Raw genomic sequence first — 22,314 nt, 5'->3', positions numbered from 1 at the left:
GCTTGTTCCTGCAGCGGGAGACCATCGGGCGGGTCGAGCTGGCCTTCACCGACCGTGAGGGTGGCTTCAGCGACGGCCCCTGGGGGTCACTCAATCTCGGTACGTCGAACGGTGACGCCCCCGAGACGGTCGAGCGCAATCTCGCTGCCCTGGCCGACGAGCTGGGCGTCGACCGTCTGGTGCGGATGACCCAGGTGCACGCTGCGGACGTTGCATGGGCCGGTGACATCGGTGAGGGCGAGATCCCGGTCGCCGACGCGCTCCTGACGGACCAGCCTGGGGTCGGTGTCCTCGTCCGCGTCGCGGACTGCACGCCGGTCGTGCTGGTGGGCCTCGACGAGCCTGTGGCCGCCGGAGTCGTCCACTGCGGTCGCGAGGGGCTCGTCAAGGGCGTCGTGCCGGCTGCCGTCGCGGCGATCCGTGAGCGCGGCACCGAGTCGCTCGAGGCATGGGTCGGCCCACGCGCCTGCGGCCGGTGCTACGAGCTGCCCGAGGCAATGGCCGATGCTGTCGCAGCGGTCGTCCCGCAGGCCCGGTCCACGACGTCGTGGGGCACCCCGGCGATCGACGTCGGCGCGGGTGTCGTGGCGCAGCTGCGCGCGCTCGGCATACCCGTCACGGACCTCGGCGAGCACGAGTGCACGATCGAGGACGAGCGCTTCTTCTCCTACCGTCGTCAGGGGCAGGACTCGGGCCGCTTCGGCGCTGTTGCGATGATCACTCCATGAACCGACTCGACGAGCTGCGCGATGGTCTCTCGGCGACCGAGCAGCGCATCGCCGATGCCTGCCGGGCCGCTGGCCGTGACCGGTCCGACATCACCCTCATCGTGGTCACCAAGACCTATCCCGCCTCCGACGTCGAGCTGCTGGCCGAGCTCGGGGTCCAGGACGTGGGGGAGAACCGCCACCCCGAAGCCGGTGACAAGGCCGACGAGGTCGAGGCGGCTGTCCGCTGGCACTTCCTCGGCGGGCTGCAGACCAACAAGGCCGGCGCCGTCGCGCGCTACGCCGACATGGTCCACAGCGTCGACCGGGTCAAGCTCGCCAACTCGCTGTCCCGAGGCGCCGAGGCGGCCGGGCGTACGCTGCCCTGCCTCATCCAGGTCGATTTCGACGCGACCGACCCCGGGCGCTCGGGTGTCGTGCCCTCGGGCATACCGGAGCTGGCCGCCGCAATCGCCGCGTCCGATCACCTGACCCTCGGCGGTCTCATGACGGTCGCCCCGCTCGGCGAGGACCCGGCACCGCACTTCGACCACCTCGTAGGGCTCGCCGGCGACCTCCGCAAGGATCACCCAGAGGCCACGATCATCTCCGCGGGGATGAGCGGCGACTTCGAGGCCGCCATCTCTGCCGGCGCGACACACCTGCGCATCGGGCGCTCGGTGCTCGGTGAGCGTCCACCTGCGGGGTAATCTCAGTAATGTCATTTCCGATCGCACACACGGAGTTCTCATGGCTGGCGCAATGCGGAAGGTCGGCGAGTATCTCGGCCTCGTGGAACAAGCTGACTTCGACGACGAGTTCGAGGATGACATCGACGACCCCGCACCCGTGAGCCGGCAGCCTGCTGTCGTGCGCCCGGCGCCGGTCGCGAGCATCGACGACCACCGTCGCACCGAGCGTCGCCCGGAGCGTCGGGCGTCCAACGCCTCCGACCTCGCGCGCATCGAGACGGTGACCCCGCGCACCTACAACGACGCCCGCACGGTCGGTGAGCACTACCGCTCCGGCGTGCCGGTCATCATGAACCTGTCGGAGATCGACGACGACGACGCCAAGCGCCTCGTCGACTTCGCCGCCGGGCTCGTGTTCGCCGTCCACGGCTCGATCAACCGTGTCACCGCCAAGGTCTTCCTCCTGTCGCCCGAGAACATCTCGGTGACGGACGAGGACAAGCAGCGCATCGCTGCCGGCGGCTTCTTCAACCAGAGCTGACGCATGGAGCTGGTTGGCGGCATTCTTGACCTGATCCTGCTCCTTGCCATCATCTTGCTGATCGCCCGGTTCGTCCTGGACTGGGTGCAGATGCTGGCGCGGAGCTGGCGACCCCGCGGCCTCGTGTTGGTGTTCTGCGAGGGTCTCTACTCGATCACGGACCCGCCGCTGCGTGCCGTGCGGCGCGTGATCCCGCCTCTGCGGCTCGGCGCCGTGATGCTCGACCTGTCTCCGATGATCCTGCTGATCGCGATCTTCATCCTGCGCGCGGTCGTTCAGGCCGTCTTCTTCAGCTGACTCTGAAAGGTTCCCAAGAGTCCTCTCCGCGACCCGCTGAGTTTGGGACTCCTGTGGAGGAAGTGAACGTCGGCAGAGTACGGTGGAGGCTCAGAGTCCCCAGGACTAACCCCAACCCCGAGGTGTACTCATGCCATTGACGCCAGAGGACGTGCGTAACAAGCGTTTTACGCCTGTCCGTCTTCGCGAAGGCTATGACATGGGCGAAGTGGATCAGTTTCTCGACGAGGTCGAGGCCGAGCTCGAGCGACTCACGGTCGAGAACGAAGAACTTCGCGCCAAGGTAGCCGCCGCATCAACCGGCGAACCGACCGGTCTCATCCCCGCAGTCCAGCCGGCGACCCCGGCCCCCGCTGCGCCGACCCCCGCCGTCCAGGAGCCTGTGCAGCAGTACACGCCTCCGCCGCCGGCGCCCGAGCCGATCCCGCAGGCACCTGTCGCCGCGCCGGAGCCGACCCGCAGCGCGCCGTCGATGGGCGACGCGTCGTCCGCGGCTGCTCGCCTGCTGGAGATCGCGTCCTCCAACGCCGACCAGCTCATGGAAGCGGCCAAGGAAGAGGCTGACCGCATCGTGGGTGAGGCTCGCGCCAAGGCCGAGCGACTCGTCAACGAGGCACGTGGCAAGGCTGACCGACTCGAGACCGACGCCCGCATCCGCGCGCAGAAGCTCGACGACGAGACCAACGAGCGCCGCCAGCAGGCCGTCGCGACCATCGAGCGGGATCGCTACGAGATCCAGCGCGAGGTCGAGCACCTGCGGGCGTACGAGCGTGAGTACCGGGCTCGGCTCAAGAACTACTTCCAGAGCCAGCTCGACCAGCTCGCGGCCAACGAGAGCACCAACAGCTCGCAGCCTGTCCAGGCTCCGGCAGAGGCGGGTCCCCGCCGTCTCCGGTCCCTGCTGGGCGACGACGAGAGCTTCTGAGCTCCAGCTGACACACGAAGGGCCCGTCACCGCGAGGTGACGGGCCCTTCGTCATCTTCCCAACCATAGGCCGAGCGCAGCGAGGCGGGCGCCCACGCGGAGCGTGGCAGCGACGGAGTCGCTGGGCGGGCGGAGCCCGCGCGCCTCAGGCCTTGGCGAGCGAGAACGTGATCCCCAGCTCGTCGTCGGCGAAGCCGGCGGCGGCCCCGTCCTCGCTGATCGACGTCGCCAGCACCTCATCGGCGATCAGCCCTTCGTGCGTCCGCAACGCGTCGGCCATCTGGCCGGTCGCCGACCACGACAGCGTGATGCGGTCGCTGATCTCCAGGCCGGAGGACTTGCGCGCCTCCTGGATGACCCGGATCGCCTCTCGGGCGAAGCCGGCAAGGCGGAGCTCGTCGTCGAGCTCCAGGTCGAGCGCGACGGTCTCGCCCTGGTCGTTGACGACCGACCAGCCTTCACGCGGGCGCTCGGAGATGATGACGTCGTCCGGGCCGACCTCGACGGGAGAGCCGTCGAGCTCGACCGTCGCGGTGCCGGTCGCGGTGAGCGATGCGGCGAGCGCAGCGGCATCGGCAGCGGCGATCGCGGCAGCCACCTGGGGCGTCTGCTTGCCGAATCGCTTGCCGAGGTTGCGGAAGTTGCCCTTGGCCGAGTGGTCGACGAGATCGCCGCCCGCGTCGGCCAGCGACTCCAGCGTGCCGACGTTGAGCTCCTCGCAGACCTGGCCGCGCAGGTCCTCGCCGAGCTGCTGCCACGCGCCGGAGGCCACAAGGGCACGCCGCAACGGCTGGCGCGTACGCACCTTGGCCTCGGCGCGAGCCGCCCGGCCGAGCTCGGTCACGCGGCGCGAGAGGTTGACCCGGGCGCTGAGGCCGTCGACGATGAGCGACTCGTCGGCGACAGGCCAGTCGGCGAGGTGCACCGACTGCGCAGCGCCGGGCGTCACCGGCACGATGACGTCCTGCCAGACCCGCTCGGTGATGAACGGTGTCAGCGGCGCCATGAGGCGCGTCAGCACGTCGAGGGTCTCGTGCAGGGTCGCGAACGCCGCGGTGTCGCCGCGCCAGAAGCGGCGACGCGACCGGCGGACGTACCAGTTGGACATGTCGTCGACGAACGTGGCGATGCGGGCGCCGGCGGTCTGCGTGTCGAACGTCTCGAGCGAGGCGGTGACGTCGCGGGTCAGCGTGTGCAGCTCGGACAGCAGCCACTGGTCGAGCACCTCGCGCTCGGCGACGGGCGGCACCTCGCCCTCGGCCGGCGTCCAGCCCTCCGTCCCGGCGTAGAGGACGTGGAAGGCCGTGGTGTTCCAGTACGTCAGCAGGACCTTGCGGACGATCTCGGACAGCGCCGTGTGGCCGATGCGTCGTGGCGACCACGGAGAGCCGGAGCACGCCATGAACCAGCGCAGCGCGTCGGCGCCGTGCTCGTCCATGAGCGGCATCGGCAGCAGGATGTTGCCGAGGTGCTTGCTCATCTTCTTGCCGTCCTCGGCAAGGATGTGGCCGAGGCACACGACGTTCTCGTACGAGCTCTGGTCGAACACCAGCGTGCCGACCGCCATGAGCGAGTAGAACCAGCCGCGGGTCTGGTCGATGGCCTCGCAGATGTACTGCGCGGGATAGGCCTGCTCGAACTTCTCCTTGGAGCCCTCGACGTGCGGGTAGCCCCACTGCGCGAACGGCATCGAGCCGGAGTCGAACCACGCGTCGATGACGTCGGGCACCCGCCGGTACGTGCCGGACTGGCCCTCGATCTCGAACGTCACCTCGTCGATGTAGGGCCGGTGCGGGTCGAGGTCGGACAGGTCGCGGCCGGTCAGCTCCGACAGCTCACGCAGCGAGTCGACGCACACGAGCTTGCTGGGGTCCTCGTCGTTGCGCCAGATCGGCAGGGGAGTGCCCCAGAAGCGGCTCCGCGACAGCGACCAGTCGATGTTGTTGGTCAGCCAGTCGCCGTAGCGGCCGTTCTTGATGGTCTCGGGGAACCAGTTGGTGCCGGCGTTCTCGGCGAGCAGCTTGTCCTTGACCGCCGTCGTGCGGATGTACCAGGCCGGGAGGGCGTAGTACATCAGCGGTGTGTGGCAGCGCCAGCAGTGCGGGTAGGAGTGCTCGTAGGCCAGCTCGTTGAACATCAGGCCGCGCGCGGCGAGATCGTCGGCCAGCACCCGGTCGGCGGTCTTGAAGAACTGTCCACCGACCAGCGGCACGTCGGCCTCGAAGTGGCCGTCGGGCGTGATCGGGTTGACGACCGGCAGGTCGTACGCCTTGCAGACCGCCATGTCGTCGGCGCCGAAGGCGGGGGACTGGTGCACCAGGCCGGTGCCGTCCTCGGTCGTGACGTAGTCGCCGAGCACCACGAAGTGCGCAGGCGCGGGGAAGGGGACGAGGTCGAACGGCCGCTGGTACGTCCAGCGCTCCATGTCCTTGCCGCTGAACGACTCACCCGTGGGCGTCCAGCCCTCGCCGAGTGCCTTGGCCAGCAGCGGCTCGGCGACGACGAGCGTCTCCTCGCCGTTGGTCGCCGTGACGTAGGTGACCTCGGGGTTGACCGCGACCGCGGTGTTGGAGACGAGGGTCCACGGCGTCGTGGTCCACACCAGCATCGAGGCCCGGCCGGCGAGCGGTCCGGACGTCAACGGGAAGCGTACGTAGACCGACGGGTCGGTGATGGTCTCGTAGCCCTGCGCGAGCTCGTGGTCCGACAGCGTCGTGCCGCAGCGTGGGCAGTAGGGCGCGACCCGGAAGTCCTCGGTCAGCAGGCCCTTGTCGAAGATCGTCGACAGTGCCCACCAGACGCTCTCGACGTACGACGACTCCATCGTGCGATAGGGGTTGGCCAGGTCGACCCAGTAGCCCATGCGGTCCGTCATCTCCTCGAAGAGGTCGACGTTGCGGACCACGGCCTCGCGGCACTTGGCGTTGAACTCGGCGATGCCGTAGCGCTCGATGTCGGGCTTGCCGTTGAAGCCCAGCTCCTTCTCGACCGCGATCTCGACCGGCAGGCCGTGGCAGTCCCAGCCGGCCTTGCGGTCGACGTGATAGCCCTGCATGGTCTTGAACCGCGGGAAGATGTCCTTGAAGACACGCGCCTCGACGTGGTGCGTGCCGGGCGTGCCGTTGGCCGTCGGCGGGCCCTCGTAGAACGTCCAGCGCGGCGCGTCGGCGGGGGTGTCGAGGCTCGCGGCGAAGGTGCCCTGATCGGCCCACAGCTGGAGGATGTCGCGCTCCAGCACCGGAAGATCGACGTGGGCGGGGACGGGGCGATAGGACGCGTGCTGGGTCACACCTTCAATTCTACGGGTGACCAGCGGCGACACTGCGGCGGTGCGAGTTGGCTTTGCCCCACGAGGGGTCTAATCTTCGTGCATGCCAAACACCAAGCTCGCCGTTCGAGCCGACGAGAAGCCCTGGACCGCCGCCGAGACCAAGGCCGTGCGCGCCGAGCTCGAAGCCGACCTCGTGCGCCTGCGCGGGGAGCTTGACCAGTCGGCCCGTGAGCTGCAGGACCTGCTGCGCGACGGCGTCGACGGCGCGGGCAACGACCAGGCCGACGTGGGCTCCAAGGGCCTCGAGCGCGACGCCGAGATGTCCCTTGCCGCCAACCAGCGTGAGCTGCTCCTGCAGACCGAGAAGGCACTCGACCGACTCGAGAAGGGCAGCTACGGCCAGTGCGAGATCTGCGGGGAGCCGATCGGCAAGAATCGTTTGATGGCGTTCCCCCGTGCGACACTGTGCATGACATGCAAGCAGCGCGAGGAGCGTCGCTGAGCCCTGGCGACGACCACGGCCCGACCGCCACACACACATACGTACGACTGTTCTCGGTGATCGCTGCCCTGACGCTCGTCGTGGACCAGGTCACCAAGGCGCTGGCGGTCGAGAAGCTGCAGGGCCGTGAGTCGATCGAGCTCATCCCGCACGTGCTGTCCCTGTCGTTCCTGCGCAACGGCGGAGCGGCGCTCGGCACGGGTGCCGGATTCACCGTCGTGCTGACGGTCGTCGCGATCGCCGTGTCCGTCGCTGTCGTACGCATGGCCACCCGGCTGCGCGATCGCTGGTGGGCCGTCGGGCTCGGCCTGCTGCTCGCCGGTGCGGTCGGCAACCTGTGCGACCGGCTCTTCCGCGAGCCGGCTCCGCTCAAGGGGCATGTCGTCGACTTCATCGACTACGGGGTGTTCGTCGGCAACGTCGCCGACATCGCTCTGACGGTGGCGGCTGTCGTCATCGTCTGGCGCACGTGGCGTGGCGTCGGCCTCGACGGGACCCGGCAGGTGAAGTCATGACCGCCGAAGGTCTCGAGCACAAGGTCATCCAGGTCCCCGAGGGCCTCGCCGGCGAGCGCGTCGACAGCGCACTCGCCAGGCTGCTGGGCCTGTCGCGCACACGAGCCAGCGAGCTCGTGGCTGACGGTCACGTCACGCTGGACGGTGCTGCGCCGGCCAAGTCCGACCGGGTGACGCCCGGCTCGATCCTCGAGGCGTCGATCCCGGCCCCGCGCCAGATCGCGGTCGTGGCGGCCGAGGTCGAGGGCATGCGCCTGGTGTTCCAGGACGACGACTTCGTCGTGGTCGACAAGCCCGTCGGTGTCGCCGCGCACCCCAGCGTCGGCTGGTACGGGCCCACAGTGCTCGACCACCTCGCCGGCGCCGGCATACGCATCTCGACCTCGGGCGCGCCCGAGCGACGCGGCATCGTGCACCGCCTCGACGTCGGCACGAGCGGGCTGATGGCCGTTGCCAAGTCCGAGCACGCCTACACCGTGCTCAAGCAGGCGTTCCGCGACCGTACGGTCGACAAGACTTACCACGCGCTCGTGCAGGGCCACCCCGATCCGCACATGGGCACGATCGACGCGCCGATCGCCCGGCACCCCAAGCACGACTTCAAGTTCACGGTCAAGGACGGCGGCCGCGAGAGCGTCACGCACTACGACACGCTCGAGGCGCACCGCTACGCCAGCCTGCTGACGATCAAGCTCGAGACCGGCCGCACGCATCAGATCCGGGTCCACATGAGCGCGCTGCACCACCCGTGCGTCGGCGACCTGATGTACGGCGCCGACCCGACCCTTGCCAAGAAGGTCGGCCTCGACCGCCAGTGGCTGCACGCCAAGAAGCTCGGCTTCATCCACCCGCGCACGGGGGACTACGTCGAGTTCGACTCGGACTACCCGGACGACCTCAACGAGGCGCTGGCAGTCGTACGCGACCTCGACTGAACCAGACGCACGACGGCCCGGCTCGATCCACGAGCCGGGCCGTCGTCATGCGTGGCGGAACCTGCAGGGTCAGCCGACGTGGACGCCCTCAGGGCCGTCGGTCGCCAGCTCCGTGTGCTTGACGTCGAGGAACACCCAGATGATCGCCGAGGCGGCCAGCATGAGTCCCGTCGCGACCAGGAAGGCGTGCGTCGCACCGTCGTGGAAGGAGACGAAGAACAGGGCGCGCTCGACGAGGCCCGGATCGGTCGCGGCCTTCGAGATGGGCCCCGAGGCCTGGTCGAGCGAGTTGCCGGAGAAGTGCAGCGCGACGGTGCTGAGCACGGCGAGCCCGAGCGCGCCGCCCACCTGCTGCATCGTGTTGAGCACGCCGGAGCCGATGCCTGAGTCCTCGGCCTGCACGTGGTGCACGGCGGTCAGCGTGAGGGGCACGAACACCATGCCCATGCCGATCGCCATCACGAGCACGTACGGGAAGATGTGGCCCCAGTATGAGACATCGGCCGAACCACGCGCGGCGGACGCGAGCGCTCCGGCCGGTGAGTCGTCGATCGGGATCCGCGAGAACATGAACAGGCTCACCGCGGCCAGCAACGTGCCGACTCCGGCGAGGAATCGCGGAGCCACCCGGCTGACGAGGTTCGAGACCAGGCCCGCGCCGATCACGATGCCGAACGAGAACGGCAGGAAGGCGAAGCCCGCCTTGAGCGACGAGTAGCCCATGACCTGCTGGATGAACAGGCTCAGGTAGAAGAACATGGCGAACATCGCCGCCGGCGCGATCATCATCGCGACGAAGCTGGTCGCCCGCGTGCGGTTGGCGAAGATGCGCGTCGGCAGCAGCGGGTGCTCGACCCGCGACTCGATGAACACGAAGCTGACCAGCAGGATGATGCCGACGGCGAGGGACGCGATGGTCTGGACGTGGTCCCAGCCGTACGCCTGCTCGCCGGCACGCGACAGTCCGAAGACGATCCCGAGCAGGCCAAGGGTTCCGGTGACGGCGCCCGGGATGTCGAGCCAGCCGGTGTGCTTCTCGGACTCCCGGAGGACGCGCGGAGCGGCAAGCGCGGCCAGCAGGCCGATCGGGACGTTGATGAGGAACGTGAGGCGCCAGCCGTCAACGCCCAACGGCTGATCGAGGCCGGTCAGCCAGCCACCGAGGATCAGCCCGATGGCCGCACCGATGCCGGACATCGTCGCGTACGCCGCCATCGCGCGGTTGCGCTGCGGACCCGCCGGGAAGGTCGTGGTGATCAGCGCGAGGGCAGCGGGGGCAGCCATGGCCGCGCCGACGCCCTGCAGAGCGCGCGAGCCGAGCAGCAGGCCCTCGTTCTGGGCGAGCCCGCCCAAAAGGGAGGCGACCGCGAAGAGCGTCAGGCCGCTCATGAAGAGCAGGCGGCGGCCGTAGAGATCACCGAGGCGTCCGCCGAGGAGGAGCAGGCCGCCGAACGCCAGTGCGTAACCCGTGACGATCCAGGTCAGGTTGGCCTGCGAGATGTCCAGGTCGGCCCCGATGTAGGGCAGGGCGATGTTGGCGATCGTGCCGTCGAGCACGACCATGAGCTGAGCCATGAGGATCAGCACCAGGGCGAGCCCGGCGTGAGGGGGAGCGGCGACTTCTGGAGAGCTCGGCTCCGCAGGATCGAGCGATTCGACGTCGGTCATGGGATTCCTTCGGTGTGGGTGGTGGTGGCGAACGCGCTCAGCCGCTGGTGACGGCCGGCATGATGACCTGGTCGATGACCCTGGTGATCAGGTCCTCGGTGGGTGTCTCACCGAGGAAGAACAGGCGGTGCAGGACGATGCCGGGCAGGCACGGGCTGACCAGCGCGAGGTCGACGTCGGCGGCGATCTCGCCGCGTGCCTTGGCTCGCTCGAAGATCGCATCGTTCACGGCGATCTTGGGGGCCACGACATCGCGGCGGTAGACCTCCGCGAACTCCGGATCTCGGCTGACGGCGGTGATGAGGCTCCCGACCAGTGCCATCTGCTGACGGTCGGTCACCCCGCCCATCCCGCAGTAGGTGGCGATCAGGTCCCCGCGCAAGGTGCCCGTGTCGGCGGTGACGGGCTCGCCCATGTGGGAGATCAGGGCGTCGATGACCAGCTGGGCCTTGCCGTTCCAGCGGCGATAGAGCGTCGCCTTGGAGGCCTTCGCCTCGGCGGCGACCGCGTCAAGCGTCAGGCGGTCGTACCCGACCTCGGCCAGCACGTGGAGGGTGGCGTCGAAGATCTCCTGCTCGCGCCCACCCTCGACACGCGGGCGCGTCATGGTGCCGGCGGACTCCTGCCGGGCTGCTGGGGACACGGGCTCTCCTGAACGGATGAAACGGTACGGTTTCGTTTCAAGAACGTACGGCAGGTCCCTCCTCAGGCGCAAGTTCCGGCACCGTGCCACGTGTCACCATGCCGGTGCCTGCCCGGGCGGGCAGGGGAGTCGTGGACAATGACTCCATGAGCATCGTGCGCCAGTCCGAGAAGCTGAGGGATGTCCTCTACGACATCCGTGGACCCGTCGCGTCACGAGCCGCCGCCCTGGAGGCCGAGGGCCACCGGATCATGAAGCTCAACATCGGCAACCCGCAGCCGTTCGGCTTCGACGCCCCGGCGGAGATCCTGCAGGACGTCATCGCGGCGCTGCCGAGCTCGGCCGGCTACTCCGACTCACGCGGCATCCAGTCGGCACGGCGTGCCGTCGTGCACCACTACCAGCTGCAAGAGGGCTTTCCGACGATCGACATCGACGACGTCTGGATCGGCAACGGCGTCTCCGAGCTGATCCAGATGGCACTGCAGGCGCTGCTCGACAACGGCGACGAGGTGCTCGTGCCGGTGCCGGACTACCCGCTGTGGACCGCGGTGACCAACCTCGCCGGCGGCGTGCCGGTGCACTACCGCTGCGACGAAGACAACGACTGGAACCCCGACCTCGCGGACCTCGAGTCCAAGATCACCGACCGCACCAGGGTCATCGTCGTGATCAACCCCAACAACCCCACCGGCGCGGTCTACTCGCGCGAGACCCTCGACGCGATCGCCGACCTCGCCCGCAAGCACGACCTGGTCCTGATGGCCGACGAGATCTACGACAAGATCCTCTACGACGACGCGGTCCACATCCCGCTGGCGAGTGTCGCACCGGACGTCCTGACGCTGACGTTCAACGGGCTCTCCAAGGCGTACCGGGTGTGCGGCTACCGGGCCGGCTGGCTTGTCGTCACGGGTCCTCTGGAGCGGGCCGGCGACTACCTCGAGGGCATCACGCTGCTCGCCTCGATGCGACTGTGCCCCAACGTGCCTGCGCAGAACGCGATCCAGGTCGCGCTCGGCGGCTACCAGTCGATCAAGGAGCTCATCCTGCCCGGTGGGCGGCTGCTGGAGCAGCGTGACACGGCGGTCAACGAGCTGCGCAAGATCCCCGGGGTCAGCGTCGTCACGCCCAAGGGGGCGTTGTACGCCTTCCCGAAGCTCGACCCCGAGGTCCACCCGATCAAGGACGACCAGCAGCTCGTGCTCGACCTGTTGCTGCAGGAGAAGATCCTCCTGACCCAGGGAACCGGCTTCAACTGGCCGGACCCCGACCACCTGCGTATCGTGACGTTGCCGTGGGCCCGCGACCTCTCGGACGCGATCCAGCGGCTCGGCAACTTCCTCAGCAGCTACCGACAGGGCTGAGCCGGGCCCGCAGGTTCCCCACGGCGTCACTACGCTGGCGGCTCGACGATCGGGGGATCTATGGAGAACGTGGACCGGCGCACCTTGTTGCTGGGCTCGGCAGGGCTGCTGCTCGCAGGCTGCAGCGGTGGTGGGGATCTCGAGAAGCCGAAGCCGTCGTCCAAGGGTCCCAACATCGTCAGGCCCAGGACCGGCAACGTCGTCACCGAGGCCGACCTCAAGGAGCTCACCGGCCGGCTCAACGCGGCGGTCAGGTCCGGCGACATCAAGCAGTTGATGCAGGTTGTCGACAGCGAGGACTTCGCTCGCGGCGATTTCGAGAAGCGCTGGCGCCGCCGCCTCGACAACTTCAACCGCCTCGGGTTCGTCGAGGGCGAGTGGTACATCGGCCTGCCGGGCGGGCGTACGCGCAACTCAGCCGGCGGCCTCGTCGAGTACAGCGGCGACCTGGTCTTCGCCCACACCATCAAGGGGTGCGACGGGCAGCAGGTCGTGGAGAGCATGCGTGCCGACTACCGCAAGAAGTCGACCAAGGCGCCGCTGGAGCTGACCCATGTGGGTGAGGTGGATGCGTTCTTCGACCCCTCGATCTGGGACGTCGCCGAGATCGACGCGATCGAGACCAAGCACGCCAACATCGTGTTCCGCATCAAGGACGCCAAGCGCGCCAAGGCGTACGCCTCGCGCATCGAGGCCGGGGCCAAGCGGGCGCTCCAGGTCATGCCCAACCCCAAGGGTGTCGACAAGATCTTCTACGCCCTGACGTGGCCGGCGGTCGACGGCAAGCTGTGGGGCGGGGTCGCCGTCGGCGATGCCGACGCGCACGCCTACTACCACCCGTTCCTCGATCCCAAGGAACTCGCGCGCGGTCAGAAGGAGGTCGCCGGCAACAAGGGCCTGCCGCTGGCCACGGGACGCGTGGGACTTCACCAGGGATCGTTCAGCCGGCCGGACTTCGAGGACGTCGCGTGCCACGAGGCCGTCCACGTCCTCGCAGAGCAGTGGCGTGGCGGAGGTGGCGCCCCGATCTGGGCGATCGAGGGCCTGGCGACCTGGGGCGAGAGTCCCTCGGGCCTCATGGCGCGTGAGGGCGCGCGGATCAAGGCGGCGTTCCGAAGCTTCGAGTCCGTCGCGCTCAAGGGCTACGACGAGTTCCACAAGACCTCGCGGGAGTACGACTACTACATGTGCGCCGGCGCCGTCTACGAGTACCTCGACCAGGAGAAGGGCCGCGACGCCGTGTTCGAGACCGCCGACGCGTTCTACGGGGGCGAGACCCGCAAGGCGGGAGCCAAGAAGCTCGGCCGCAGCGAGAAGGACCTGCTGGCCGCGACCCGGAAGTGGCTCGGCGCATGAGGCGGCTCGCCGTCGTCGCCGTCGCCGTCGCGCTCGCGCTGACCGGGTGCACCGGCGGGGGAGATGACAAGAAGGCCGAGGACCAGCCGTCCCTGCCGCTGCCGGCGAAGGCCCCGTCTGCGCGCGGCCCGGCGATCGGTCCCGCGCTGGAACCCAAGGTGCTGCTTGCCGCTTCGGACGACCTCGAGGAGCTGACCGGATCGCTCGACACCGCCCAGGTCGAGCGCAGGTCCGGCGCGTTCATCAGCGGCCGCAAGGTCGTCGGCTACTCGGTCGACGACATCTCCGGCTACGACCTCACGTCGGGTGACAAGCTGTGGACGGCGACGCTCGACCTCGGGGGCGGCACGGTGTGCTTCGTCTCCGAGCCCGATCGGGCGGTCAAGACGTTCACGGTCGCGTACGGGGAGGGCAGCTACTGTCCCAAGCTCGCGACGATCCGGGTCTCCGACGGCAAGGTCACGAAGAAGTCCGACAAGCTCAACGAGCTCGTCCAGTACGAGGGTGACAGCGCCGGGGGCACGATCAACCACCTCTTCACGGTCAAGGGCCGCGACTACCTGGTCGACATGCACGGCGTCGTCTGGAAGATGGCCGAGGGCGAGCCGCAGCCAGTCACCCGGCTCGAGGCCGACTCCTACTACGAGCTGTCGCCGACCCCCAAGGGCGACGTGCTCGTCGGCTCCCGGGCCAGCGATCGCAGCCGCTGCCGGGTCGATGGCTATGCGCTCCCGTCGTTCAAGCCGCTCTGGACGCAGGACGCCAAGGCGCTGTTCCCGGAGACGAGTGGCGACTGTGGGGTCTCGGTGATCCCGGGCAGCTCGGCATGGCTGGAGCAGGAGACCTCCGACAAGGTGCTGATGGCCCAGGTCGATCCGGCCAACGGCGAGGTGCTCGGCCGGACCGATGCCGCGAGAAATTCTGGTGGAAAGGCGGCCAAGGGGGAGTTCGACCTCGCCAGCGCGGCCAACCAGAGCGACCAGGCGCTCGGCATGCCCGGCGGCGACACGATCTTCGCGCAGGTCAACGGCCTGACGCGCTACTCGCTCAAGACCGGGAAGGTCGCGTGGGACCTCGACCTGAGGCAGATCCAGCTGGACTCCGACGAGGAGTTCCCGCTGACCACGGTGCTTCCTCAAGGCGTCACGGCCGACGGCTACCTCGTCGCCTCGGTCAGCAACGACACGTCGGTCGAGATCGTCGCGGTCGACGTCAAGACGGGCAGGCTGGTGGCGCGGTGGCCCGTGCCGAAGGAGTATCGCAACGGCTTCCAGGTCAACCCCGGAATGACGCTGTTCGACGGGGGCATCGTGCTGACCCGCAACTTCGAGGCGTGGGACTTCACCTTCGCCGACTACAAGGACCTGAAGCCACCCAAGGGCGACCGCTTCGACATCGGTGTCTTCACCTTCCCCAAGCCGGACAACTCGGGCTCGGCGGCGGTGCCCACCGTCGGTCCGGTCGACACCCAGGCGAAGGCCCTCGGAGGCGTCAAGACGCCCGAGACGGCGAAGGAGGACCGCCGTGCGGGAGCGTTCAGCACCGGTTCGCTTCTCGTCGCGTACGCCGGCAACACCTTGACCGGCTTCGACACCGCATCCGGCGACCAGAAGTGGACGCTCGCAGCCGACGACGACACCGCGGCGCGCATCTGCGCCGCCCCCGAGCCTGACAAGGCGGTCAAGACCTTCACGGTCGCCTATCGCGGCGGCGCCAAGGGTGCTTCATGCGACACACTGCTGCGCGTACGCGCCTCCGACGGCGAGGTGCTGAGCCGGATCACGGTGCCGGCCAAGGCTCGCTCGGTGTCGCGCATCGTGGTTCACGAGGCGGTCGTCTATGTCATCACCGGTGACGCCAGGGTCAGCCGCATCAAGGACGGCGCACTCGTCGAGCACGCCAGGCTGGCGCACCCCGTGTGGTCGCTGGAGCGGACACCCGAGGACCCGTCGCTCCTCATCAGCACCTCGTCCCTCAGGGACGGCCGCGACTGGGCGATCGACGCCTATCGGCTGCCGTCGTTCGACCCGGTCTGGTCGACCACCGGCAAGAAGGCGTTCGGCAAGGTCGACAGGAGGAACTGGATCGACTCGTGGCACGGCAACGGGCTGTGGCTCTCCACGAGCTTCGGCGACACCTCGGCGTACGAGGCGAAGGTCCAGCACGCACTCGTGCAGCTCGACCCCGAGACCGGGCGGGTCGCTGCCCGCACAGGCCCGGTCAAACGGGACTTCCGGACCGACGACCTGCGGCGGTTCTCGCTGACCGGCGGCATCGCCAGCGCGTACGCGACGGTCGGCTTCGACGACGGTGACGTCGTCGTGCCGCAGGAGTCCGGGATCATGCGCTACTCGCTGGCGGACAAGAAGGTCCGCTGGGCCGTCGACACCTCGTCGATCATGGACTCGATGGAGCGTGACCGCGGTGCCTCGTCCGTGGACCAGCGCTACGACTTGACCGACGGAGGCAAGACGATCCTGGTCACGCTGAGCAACGGCATCTCGGTCGAGGTGATGACGGTGAAGGCAGCGAGCGGCACGATCTCCGGCCGTTGGAACATCCCGGTGAAGTCGCGCAACGGCCTCCAGGCATCTCCCGATGCCGTCCCGTTCAAGGGCGGTGTCGCGCTGGTGCACAGCGACTACTCCTGGGACTACGTGTTCCGCCAGTCCGGGCGCAAGGTGCCACCGCAGCAGCGCTACGACGTCGGCCTGTTCGGGCTGGCGAAGCCCAAGGGCTGAGCCGGCCGAGGATCAGTCGGCGGCGCGGAGAGCCTGACGTACGTCTGCTGCACCGTGGTCGTCGGCATCGCGCAGCCGGTCGGCGGCAAGGTCGCCGGCCCGGCGTGCCGCGTTGAGCATGTGCCGCACCTGGTCGAAGTGGTCGGTCCAGTCACGCTTGAAGCCGTCGTTGCTGCCGACCCGCTCGTCGTCCGGCAGCATCCGGCCGGCCCGGATCGCGAGCCGGATGTCCTCGAGCCGGTGCTCGGCCTGGTCGAGCGTACGGGCGCCTTCGTGGATCGCGTCGCCGACCGCCCGCACCGCCGCCGGCCCGGAGATCGTGTGCTGGGCTGAGCTGTCGTCGTGGCTCTCCGCCTCCTCGAAGGCCGCGTTGGTGTGCCGCGGGAGCTTCTCGTCGACCTGGTTGTCGGCCGTCTTGGCCTTCTGGACCAGCTCGGCGTACTCGTCGACCAGCCCGCGGACCGTGTGCCGGTACGCCGTGATGGCCTGCTCGACGGCGCTGCCGTCCTCGAGCAGCATCGCCTGGGCGTGCGCGCCGCCGGACCCGTCGGCGAACGTGACGCCGGCCTGCCGCTTGAACTGGGTCAGGTGGGCACCCGCCGCGTCGGAGTCGATGTGGTGGATGAGCGCCTCGACGTTGGCCGGCGCGTTCTTGTGGCCGTGCAAGGCGTCGCGGAACGCGTCGCGGGCCTGCCGCCACCTGCGGCTGAGGTCGTCGACGCCGTCCTGAGAGTGCGTCAGCACGTCGGCGGCGTGGTCGATCGCGTCGGCCAGTGCCTCGAGCTGCTGCGAGTCGGCGTCGAGCGTACGTCCGGTGCGTTGTGCCGCGTGGGAGAGCGCGAGGACGATGCGTCCGCGCTCGCCGTCCGGGGGATTGGCCTGCTTGAGCTGGTCGCTGGCCTGGTCGACCTGGCGGCAGAGGCCGCGGAGTCCCTGCACCGCGCTGCGGAGCTGGGCGGGCTGACCCGGGATGCGGATCGTGTCGGGTCCGATCGGTCCGGCCACGAACTCGGCGTGCAGCGTCATGATTCCCCCTGAAGTCCGACGAGTGCTGCCCGATTATGACTGACCGCAGCGGGTCTTCGCCAGTCGCGCGCCGGTCAGTGCCCGGACTTCTTGCGCGCGGCGTAGGCCGCCGCCTCGTCTCCGCGGAACCTTGCGATGGCGCCGACCAGCTCGGCCGGCAGGGGCTCGTCGAGCGGGAACTGGATCGCCGACTTGCTGGTCCGGTACGCCGCGAGCTCCTCGGTGAAGTGCGCGAACGTGGCCGCGGTCGGGAAGAACGAGAGCGACGTGTGGTGGGTGAAGCCGGCGAACTGGATCACGACGACGCCGTCCTGCTTGTAGGCCGGGATGTTGTAGCTGATCGTCTCCTCGGCGTTCGGCAGAGCGGTGCGGATGATCTCCCGCATCTCGGTCAGCCGTGGCTCGACGTCGTACGTCGCCGCCTCGAGGTACTCGCCGACCGTGGTGAACTTCTGCTTCTCGTCAGTCACCACTCAGGTGTAGTCGACTTTGCTCGCAAAGGACAATTTCCAGCGGGGCGACGGGTCGACACGGCTGATGTTGGTCCAGAGCGTCAGGCCCCTCGACTAGGCTGAAGCCCTTCCCCCACGATCGCGCCGAGGAGGCCATTTTTCGATGTCGAGCGACTCGCCATTCGTGCACCTGCACGTGCACACGGAGTACTCGATGCTCGACGGCCACGCCCTCCTCGACCCGCTGTTCGAACGCACGGCGGAGCTCCAGATGCCGGCCATCGCGATGACCGATCACGGCAACCTGCACGGCGCCTACGACTTCTGGGCCAAGGGCAAGGCGCACGGCGTCAAGCCGATCATCGGCATGGAGGCCTACCTCACGCCCGACATCCCGCGCACCGAGAAGAAGGCCGTGCAGTGGAACAAGGGCGGCGACGACGACGTGTCGGGTCGCGGTGCCTACACCCACATGACGCTGCTGTCCGAGACGACCGAGGGCATGCACAACCTGTTCCGCATCGGCTCCTACGCGAGCCTCGAGGGGCAGTACCGCAAGCCGCGTGCCGACCGTGACCTGCTGCAGCGCTACGGCAAGGGGATCATCGCGACGACGGGCTGCCCCTCCGGCGAGATCCAGACCTGGCTGCGCATCGGCAACTACGCCAAGGCCCGCGCCTCGGCCGCCGAGTTCCAGGACATCTTCGGCAAGGAGAACTTCTTCCTCGAGCTGATGGAGCACGGGCTCGAGATCGAGGCCCGCGTCCGCGAGGGCCTGCTCAAGCTCAAGGCCGACCTCAACCTGCCGGTCATCGCGACCAACGACTCGCACTACGTCGCACCCGAGGACGCCGAGGCGCACGACGCGCTGCTGTGCATCGGCACCGGCACGACCCTCGGCGACCCCAAGCGGTTCCGGCTCGACGGCGGCGGCTACTACATCAAGTCGGCCAAGGAGATGCGTGACCTCTGGGAGGACCGCTTCGACCTCAAGGAGGCGTGTGACAACACGCTGCTGATCGCCGAGCGGTGCAACGTCGAGTTCACCGAGTCCAACGGCGGCTACATGGCACGGGCCGACATCCCCGCCGGCGAGACCGAGGAGTCGTGGTTCGTCAAGGAGGTATGGCGGGGCGTCGAGTCCCGCTATCCCGGCGACAAGCTCACCGACGAGGTCCGCGCGCGCACCGAGATGGAGCTCGACGTCGTACGCGACAAGGGCTACTGCGGCTACTACCTCGTGGTCGCCGACTTCATCAACTGGGCCAAGGACAACGGCATCCGGGTCGGCCCCGGGCGTGGATCAGGCGCCGGCTCGATCGCCGCCTACGCGTTGCGGATCACCGACCTCTGCCCCCTGACCCACGGCCTGATCTTCGAGCGCTTCCTCAACCCCGAGCGCCCGTCGATGCCCGACTTCGACATCGACTTCGACGAGCGTCGTCGCGGCGAGGTCATCCGCTACGTCAGCAACAAGTACGGCGAGGAGCGCGTCGCGATGATCGCGACGTTCGGCCGGCTCAAGTCCAAGGCCGCGATCAAGGACGCCGCCCGCGTCATGGACTACCCGTTCACGCACGGCGAGCGCATCACCAAGGCGCTGCCGCCCGACATCATGGGCAAGGGCGTCACGCTCAAGGGCCTGTTCGACAAGAACGACAAGCGCTACGGCGACGGCGCCGACTTCCGCCGGTTGCACGACGAGGACGCCGACGTCCGCAAGATCTACCAGACCGCACTGGGGCTCGAGGGCCAGGTGCGGCAGTGGGGCGTCCACGCGGCCGGCGTCATCATGTCGAGCGACCCGTTGATCGACATCGTCCCGATCATGAAGCGCGAGCAGGACGGCGCGATCATCACGCAGTTCGACTACCCGATGTGCGAGGCGCTCGGGCTCGTCAAGATGGACTTCCTGGGTCTGCGCAACCTCACGGTGCTCGACGACGCGCTCGAGAACATCAAGCGCAACCGCGATGTCGACCTGGTCCTCGAGGAGCTGACGTTCGACGACCCGGCGACGTACGACCTGCTGGCGCGCGGCGACACGCTGGGCGTGTTCCAGCTCGACGGCGGCCCCATGCGCGCGCTGCTGCGCAGCATGAAGCCCGACAAGTTCGAGGACATCTCGGCCGTCGGCGCGCTCTACCGGCCCGGGCCGATGGGTGCTGACTCGCACAACAAGTACGCCCGCCGCAAGAACGGTCGCGAGCCGATCGACCCGATCCACCCCGAGCTCGAGGAGCCGCTCGCCAAGGTGCTCGGCGAGACGTACGGCCTGATCGTCTACCAAGAGCAGGTCATGGAGATCGCCCAGGTCCTGGCGGGGTTCTCCCTCGGACAGGCCGACAACCTGCGGCGCGCGATGGGCAAGAAGAAGAAGTCCGAGCTCGACAAGCAGTACGCCGGATTCCAGGGCGGCATGCTCGAGCGCGGCTACTCCCAGAAGGCGATCACGACGCTGTGGGACATCCTGCTGCCGTTCTCCGACTACGCCTTCAACAAGGCGCACTCCGCGGCATACGGCGTCATCTCCTACTGGACGGCCTACCTCAAGGCCAACTACCCGGCCGAGTACATGGCGGCGCTGCTGACCAGCACGCGCGGCGACAAGGACAAGTCGGCGATCTACCTCAACGAGTGCCGCCGCATGGGCATCAAGGTGCTGCCGCCCGACGTCAACGAGTCGGTCTCCAACTTCGCGTCCGTGGGTGCCGACATCCGCTTCGGACTCGGTGCGATCCGCAACATCGGTGAGAACGTCGTCGCGGGCATCGTGGAGGGGCGCACGTCGAGTGGCGCCTACAAGGATTTCAACGACTTCCTCGACAAGGTGCCGACGCTGGTGTGCAACAAGCGCGTCCTCGACTCGTTGATCAAGGCCGGCGCATTCGACTCGCTCGGGCACCGCAGAAGGGCCCTGACGACGGTGGCCGAGGAGGGCGTCGACCTCTACATCGACCTCAAGCGGCAGGCCGCGATCGGGCAGGACTCGCTGTTCGGCGGCATCGACGACGCGTTCACGGGCGGCACGATCGAGGTGCCGGACACCATGCCGGAGTGGGAGAAGACCCAGCTGCTGGCGTTCGAGCGCGACATGCTCGGCCTCTACGTCTCCGACCACCCGCTGCAGGGCCTCGAGCACGTGCTCCGCGCCAGCAGCGACTGCACGGTCGGTGAGCTGCTGACCAACGCCGAGCTGCCCGACGGCAGCACCGTGCGCATCTGCGGGCTCATCACCGGCGTGCAGCGTCGCATGAGCAAGAAGGGCGACTCCTGGGCGTCCGTCACGATCGAGGACCTCGAGGGTGGCATCGAGGTCATGGTGTTCCCCGGGGCCTACCAGCTGGCGATGCCGGTCCTGATCCCCGACACGATCGTCGTCGTCAAGGGCCGCGTCCGGCGCAAGGACGAGGGCGTCGAGCTCAACGCGCTCGAGGTGACGTTGCCGGCGATGAACACCGGCGGGCCCGAGCGGCCGCTCGTCGTCAGTCTGCCGGTGGCACGCTGCACGACCGACACGATCGGCACCTTCAAGCAGGTGCTCGCGGCGCATCCGGGCGTCTCCGAGGTGCACCTGCGCCTGATCGGCAACGGCTCGACCAAGGTCATGCGACTCGACGACAGCCTGCGTGTGGCACAGTCGTCCTCGTTGATCGCCGACCTGAAAGAGCTGCTGGGCCCGCATTGCCTCTCCTGAGAAAGCTGATCCTGACTGCCGCCGCGATGCTCCTTCTGGGTGTCGCGGCAGGTTTCGTGTGGGAACGCCTCGCGACTCCGGCTGAGTGGGAGGTCCGCCAGGGCGGCATCGTGATGGGCGAAGCCGCGGCCAAGGGCGACTTCGCGGTCATCGTCGTGTTCATCGCCGTCGGCGCCCTAACCTGCTTGATCTGGGGTGCGTTCGCGGCCTGGACCCTGCGTGATCTCGGCTGGATCGTGACGCCGTTCATCATCGTGCTGACGGCGATCGCGTCGGTGATCGCCTTGCGCCTCGGCATCCGGCTCGGCCCGCCGGACCCGGCATCGGTCAAGGGGCTGACGGTCGGCGACCACGTGCCGGCCAAGCTGGCGGTCGACGGGATCGCGCCGTTCCTGGTGTGGCCGATCTTCGGGCTCGCCGGCTTCATCGGAGCGACGCTGCTCGCCACCCGGTTGGACGAGTCAGCCTACGAGCCTTACAAGCACTAGCGGGCGATACGCGCGACGACGGCTTCGGTCAGCAGGATCAGGTCGCTCGGCTGGAGCTCGGCCTCGAGGCCGCGACGCCCGCCGGACACGAAGATCGTCGGCCACTGCGCCGAGGTCTTGTCGATGACGGTGCGGTGCCGGCGCTTCTGACCCAGCGGTGATATCCCGCCGATGACATAGCCCGTGGCTCGCTGCGCCTGAGCGGCGTCGGCCATCTGCGCGCGCTTGCCGCCGAGCGCATCGGCGAGTGCCTTGAGGTCGAGCGACCCCATCACCGGCACGACCCCGACGCAGAGCTCACCGTCGACCTCGGCCATCAGCGTCTTGAAGACCCGGCCGGGCTCGACGCCAAGGGCCTGCGCCGCTTCCATGCCGAACGAGTCGGCCCGCGGGTCGTGGACGTACGCGTGCGGCGTGAACGGGATGTTGGCCCGGTGGAGCGCGACGAACGCCGGTGTTGCGTCGGTGGGCTTCTTGTTGGCGGCCACCAA

Annotated in this window: 19 protein-coding genes; 13 read left to right on the top strand and 6 right to left on the bottom strand. The window is 68.6% G+C overall.

The features are described from left to right. Positions 1-2 precede the first annotated feature (2 nt). The 5 genes from BOSE46_RS13330 (at position 3) to BOSE46_RS13310 (ending at position 3,162) form a co-directional block, all read left to right on the top strand. Positions 3-728, top strand: a complete 726-nt coding sequence (locus BOSE46_RS13330) for a polyphenol oxidase family protein (protein WP_201299634.1) — start codon at positions 3-5, stop codon at positions 726-728. Beyond that, positions 725-1,417, top strand: coding sequence for a YggS family pyridoxal phosphate-dependent enzyme (locus BOSE46_RS13325; RefSeq protein WP_159540698.1), 693 nt, complete (start codon positions 725-727; stop codon positions 1,415-1,417). Before BOSE46_RS13330 ends, BOSE46_RS13325 begins: the two co-directional genes overlap by 4 nt. A 40-nt stretch (positions 1,418-1,457) precedes the next feature. Continuing rightward, positions 1,458-1,940 (top strand): cell division protein SepF, encoded by a 483-nt coding sequence (locus BOSE46_RS13320; RefSeq protein WP_159540697.1) that lies wholly within the window; start codon positions 1,458-1,460, stop codon positions 1,938-1,940. Positions 1,941-1,943: 3 nt separating this feature from the next. Next, positions 1,944-2,237 carry a YggT family protein gene (locus BOSE46_RS13315; protein ID WP_159540696.1) on the top strand — a complete coding sequence of 98 codons (294 nt, stop codon included), beginning with the start codon at positions 1,944-1,946 and terminating at the stop codon, positions 2,235-2,237. A 130-nt stretch (positions 2,238-2,367) separates the two neighbouring features. Then, positions 2,368-3,162, top strand: a complete 795-nt coding sequence (locus tag BOSE46_RS13310) for a DivIVA domain-containing protein (RefSeq protein ID WP_159540695.1) — start codon at positions 2,368-2,370, stop codon at positions 3,160-3,162. Positions 3,163-3,307: 145 nt separating this feature from the next. Here BOSE46_RS13310 and ileS read toward each other — a convergent pair whose 3' ends face one another. Then, positions 3,308-6,451 (bottom strand): isoleucine--tRNA ligase, encoded by a 3,144-nt coding sequence (gene ileS, locus BOSE46_RS13305; protein WP_159540694.1) that lies wholly within the window; start codon positions 6,449-6,451, stop codon positions 3,308-3,310. A gap of 82 nt (positions 6,452-6,533) precedes the next feature. Here ileS and BOSE46_RS13300 point away from each other — a divergent pair, with 82 nt between their 5' ends. The 3 genes from BOSE46_RS13300 to BOSE46_RS13290 are packed head-to-tail and all read left to right on the top strand — an operon-like array spanning position 6,534 to position 8,385. Continuing rightward, on the top strand, positions 6,534-6,935 hold the full coding sequence (locus BOSE46_RS13300) for a TraR/DksA family transcriptional regulator (protein WP_159540693.1): 402 nt from the start codon (positions 6,534-6,536) through the stop codon (positions 6,933-6,935). After that, on the top strand, positions 6,908-7,450 hold the full coding sequence (gene lspA / locus BOSE46_RS13295; protein WP_159540692.1) for a signal peptidase II: 543 nt from the start codon (positions 6,908-6,910) through the stop codon (positions 7,448-7,450). Before BOSE46_RS13300 ends, lspA begins: the two co-directional genes overlap by 28 nt. Beyond that, positions 7,447-8,385, top strand: coding sequence for an RluA family pseudouridine synthase (locus BOSE46_RS13290; RefSeq protein ID WP_159540691.1), 939 nt, complete (start codon positions 7,447-7,449; stop codon positions 8,383-8,385). The genes lspA and BOSE46_RS13290 overlap by 4 nt, the downstream gene beginning before the upstream one ends. A 69-nt stretch (positions 8,386-8,454) precedes the next feature. Here BOSE46_RS13290 and BOSE46_RS13285 read toward each other — a convergent pair whose 3' ends face one another. Next, the gene (locus BOSE46_RS13285) at positions 8,455-10,053 is read right to left on the bottom strand and encodes an MFS transporter (RefSeq protein ID WP_159540690.1); all 1,599 of its coding nucleotides are present in this window, start codon (positions 10,051-10,053) and stop codon (positions 8,455-8,457) included. Between the two features lie 37 nt (positions 10,054-10,090). Continuing rightward, positions 10,091-10,696, bottom strand: a complete 606-nt coding sequence (locus tag BOSE46_RS13280; protein WP_236551748.1) for a TetR/AcrR family transcriptional regulator — start codon at positions 10,694-10,696, stop codon at positions 10,091-10,093. A gap of 146 nt (positions 10,697-10,842) precedes the next feature. On the opposite strand from BOSE46_RS13280, the gene BOSE46_RS13275 reads away from it, so the two are divergent. Genes BOSE46_RS13275 through BOSE46_RS13265 form a run of 3 tightly spaced genes read left to right on the top strand, consistent with a single transcriptional unit; the run spans position 10,843 to position 16,160 of the window. After that, positions 10,843-12,063: a pyridoxal phosphate-dependent aminotransferase gene (locus tag BOSE46_RS13275; protein ID WP_159540689.1), complete on the top strand. Its 1,221-nt coding sequence runs from the start codon at positions 10,843-10,845 to the stop codon at positions 12,061-12,063. Between the two features lie 60 nt (positions 12,064-12,123). Continuing rightward, entirely contained in the window at positions 12,124-13,419 is a 1,296-nt protein-coding gene (locus BOSE46_RS13270) for a hypothetical protein (protein ID WP_159540688.1), read from the top strand. Next, positions 13,416-16,160 (top strand): PQQ-binding-like beta-propeller repeat protein, encoded by a 2,745-nt coding sequence (locus tag BOSE46_RS13265; protein WP_159540687.1) that lies wholly within the window; start codon positions 13,416-13,418, stop codon positions 16,158-16,160. The genes BOSE46_RS13270 and BOSE46_RS13265 overlap by 4 nt, the downstream gene beginning before the upstream one ends. A 12-nt stretch (positions 16,161-16,172) precedes the next feature. Here BOSE46_RS13265 and BOSE46_RS13260 read toward each other — a convergent pair whose 3' ends face one another. Together BOSE46_RS13260 and BOSE46_RS13255 are read right to left on the bottom strand one after the other, a co-directional pair. Continuing rightward, complete coding sequence (locus BOSE46_RS13260; RefSeq protein WP_159540686.1) at positions 16,173-17,186, bottom strand: hypothetical protein; 1,014 nt, start codon at positions 17,184-17,186, stop codon at positions 16,173-16,175. Positions 17,187-17,260: 74 nt separating this feature from the next. Next, positions 17,261-17,656, bottom strand: a complete 396-nt coding sequence (locus tag BOSE46_RS13255) for an iron chaperone (RefSeq protein WP_159540685.1) — start codon at positions 17,654-17,656, stop codon at positions 17,261-17,263. Positions 17,657-17,801: 145 nt separating this feature from the next. On the opposite strand from BOSE46_RS13255, the gene dnaE reads away from it, so the two are divergent. Both dnaE and BOSE46_RS13245 read left to right on the top strand, forming a co-directional pair. After that, the gene (gene dnaE / locus BOSE46_RS13250; RefSeq protein WP_159540684.1) at positions 17,802-21,335 is read left to right on the top strand and encodes a DNA polymerase III subunit alpha; all 3,534 of its coding nucleotides are present in this window, start codon (positions 17,802-17,804) and stop codon (positions 21,333-21,335) included. A 26-nt stretch (positions 21,336-21,361) separates the two neighbouring features. Continuing rightward, entirely contained in the window at positions 21,362-21,823 is a 462-nt protein-coding gene (locus tag BOSE46_RS13245) for a hypothetical protein (protein WP_159540683.1), read from the top strand. Here the strand turns inward: BOSE46_RS13245 and ybaK are convergent. Next, positions 21,820-22,311 (bottom strand): Cys-tRNA(Pro) deacylase, encoded by a 492-nt coding sequence (ybaK, locus tag BOSE46_RS13240; RefSeq protein WP_159540682.1) that lies wholly within the window; start codon positions 22,309-22,311, stop codon positions 21,820-21,822. The genes BOSE46_RS13245 and ybaK overlap by 4 nt on opposite strands. Between the last annotated feature and the right edge of the window lie 3 nt (positions 22,312-22,314).

Origin of the sequence: Aeromicrobium sp. 9AM (assembly GCF_902506105.1) — a bacterium.
Lineage (GTDB): Bacteria > Actinomycetota > Actinomycetes > Propionibacteriales > Nocardioidaceae > Aeromicrobium.
The sequence above is the reverse complement of the archived record's forward strand: the minus strand, read 5'-3'. Positions and strand labels throughout refer to the sequence as shown.

Coding starts and splice junctions, on each gene's coding strand:
- BOSE46_RS13300 (WP_159540693.1), top strand. CDS start 6,534: ATGCCAAACACCAAGCTCGCCGTTCGAGCCGACGAGAAGCCCTGGACC.
- BOSE46_RS13260 (WP_159540686.1), bottom strand. CDS start 17,186: ATGACGCTGCACGCCGAGTTCGTGGCCGGACCGATCGGACCCGACACG.
- BOSE46_RS13265 (WP_159540687.1), top strand. CDS start 13,416: ATGAGGCGGCTCGCCGTCGTCGCCGTCGCCGTCGCGCTCGCGCTGACC.
- BOSE46_RS13275 (WP_159540689.1), top strand. CDS start 10,843: ATGAGCATCGTGCGCCAGTCCGAGAAGCTGAGGGATGTCCTCTACGAC.
- BOSE46_RS13245 (WP_159540683.1), top strand. CDS start 21,362: ATGCTCCTTCTGGGTGTCGCGGCAGGTTTCGTGTGGGAACGCCTCGCG.
- BOSE46_RS13285 (WP_159540690.1), bottom strand. CDS start 10,053: ATGACCGACGTCGAATCGCTCGATCCTGCGGAGCCGAGCTCTCCAGAA.
- BOSE46_RS13315 (WP_159540696.1), top strand. CDS start 1,944: ATGGAGCTGGTTGGCGGCATTCTTGACCTGATCCTGCTCCTTGCCATC.
- BOSE46_RS13270 (WP_159540688.1), top strand. CDS start 12,124: ATGGAGAACGTGGACCGGCGCACCTTGTTGCTGGGCTCGGCAGGGCTG.
- BOSE46_RS13290 (WP_159540691.1), top strand. CDS start 7,447: ATGACCGCCGAAGGTCTCGAGCACAAGGTCATCCAGGTCCCCGAGGGC.
- BOSE46_RS13320 (WP_159540697.1), top strand. CDS start 1,458: ATGGCTGGCGCAATGCGGAAGGTCGGCGAGTATCTCGGCCTCGTGGAA.
- dnaE (WP_159540684.1), top strand. CDS start 17,802: ATGTCGAGCGACTCGCCATTCGTGCACCTGCACGTGCACACGGAGTAC.
- BOSE46_RS13325 (WP_159540698.1), top strand. CDS start 725: ATGAACCGACTCGACGAGCTGCGCGATGGTCTCTCGGCGACCGAGCAG.
- lspA (WP_159540692.1), top strand. CDS start 6,908: ATGCAAGCAGCGCGAGGAGCGTCGCTGAGCCCTGGCGACGACCACGGC.
- BOSE46_RS13310 (WP_159540695.1), top strand. CDS start 2,368: ATGCCATTGACGCCAGAGGACGTGCGTAACAAGCGTTTTACGCCTGTC.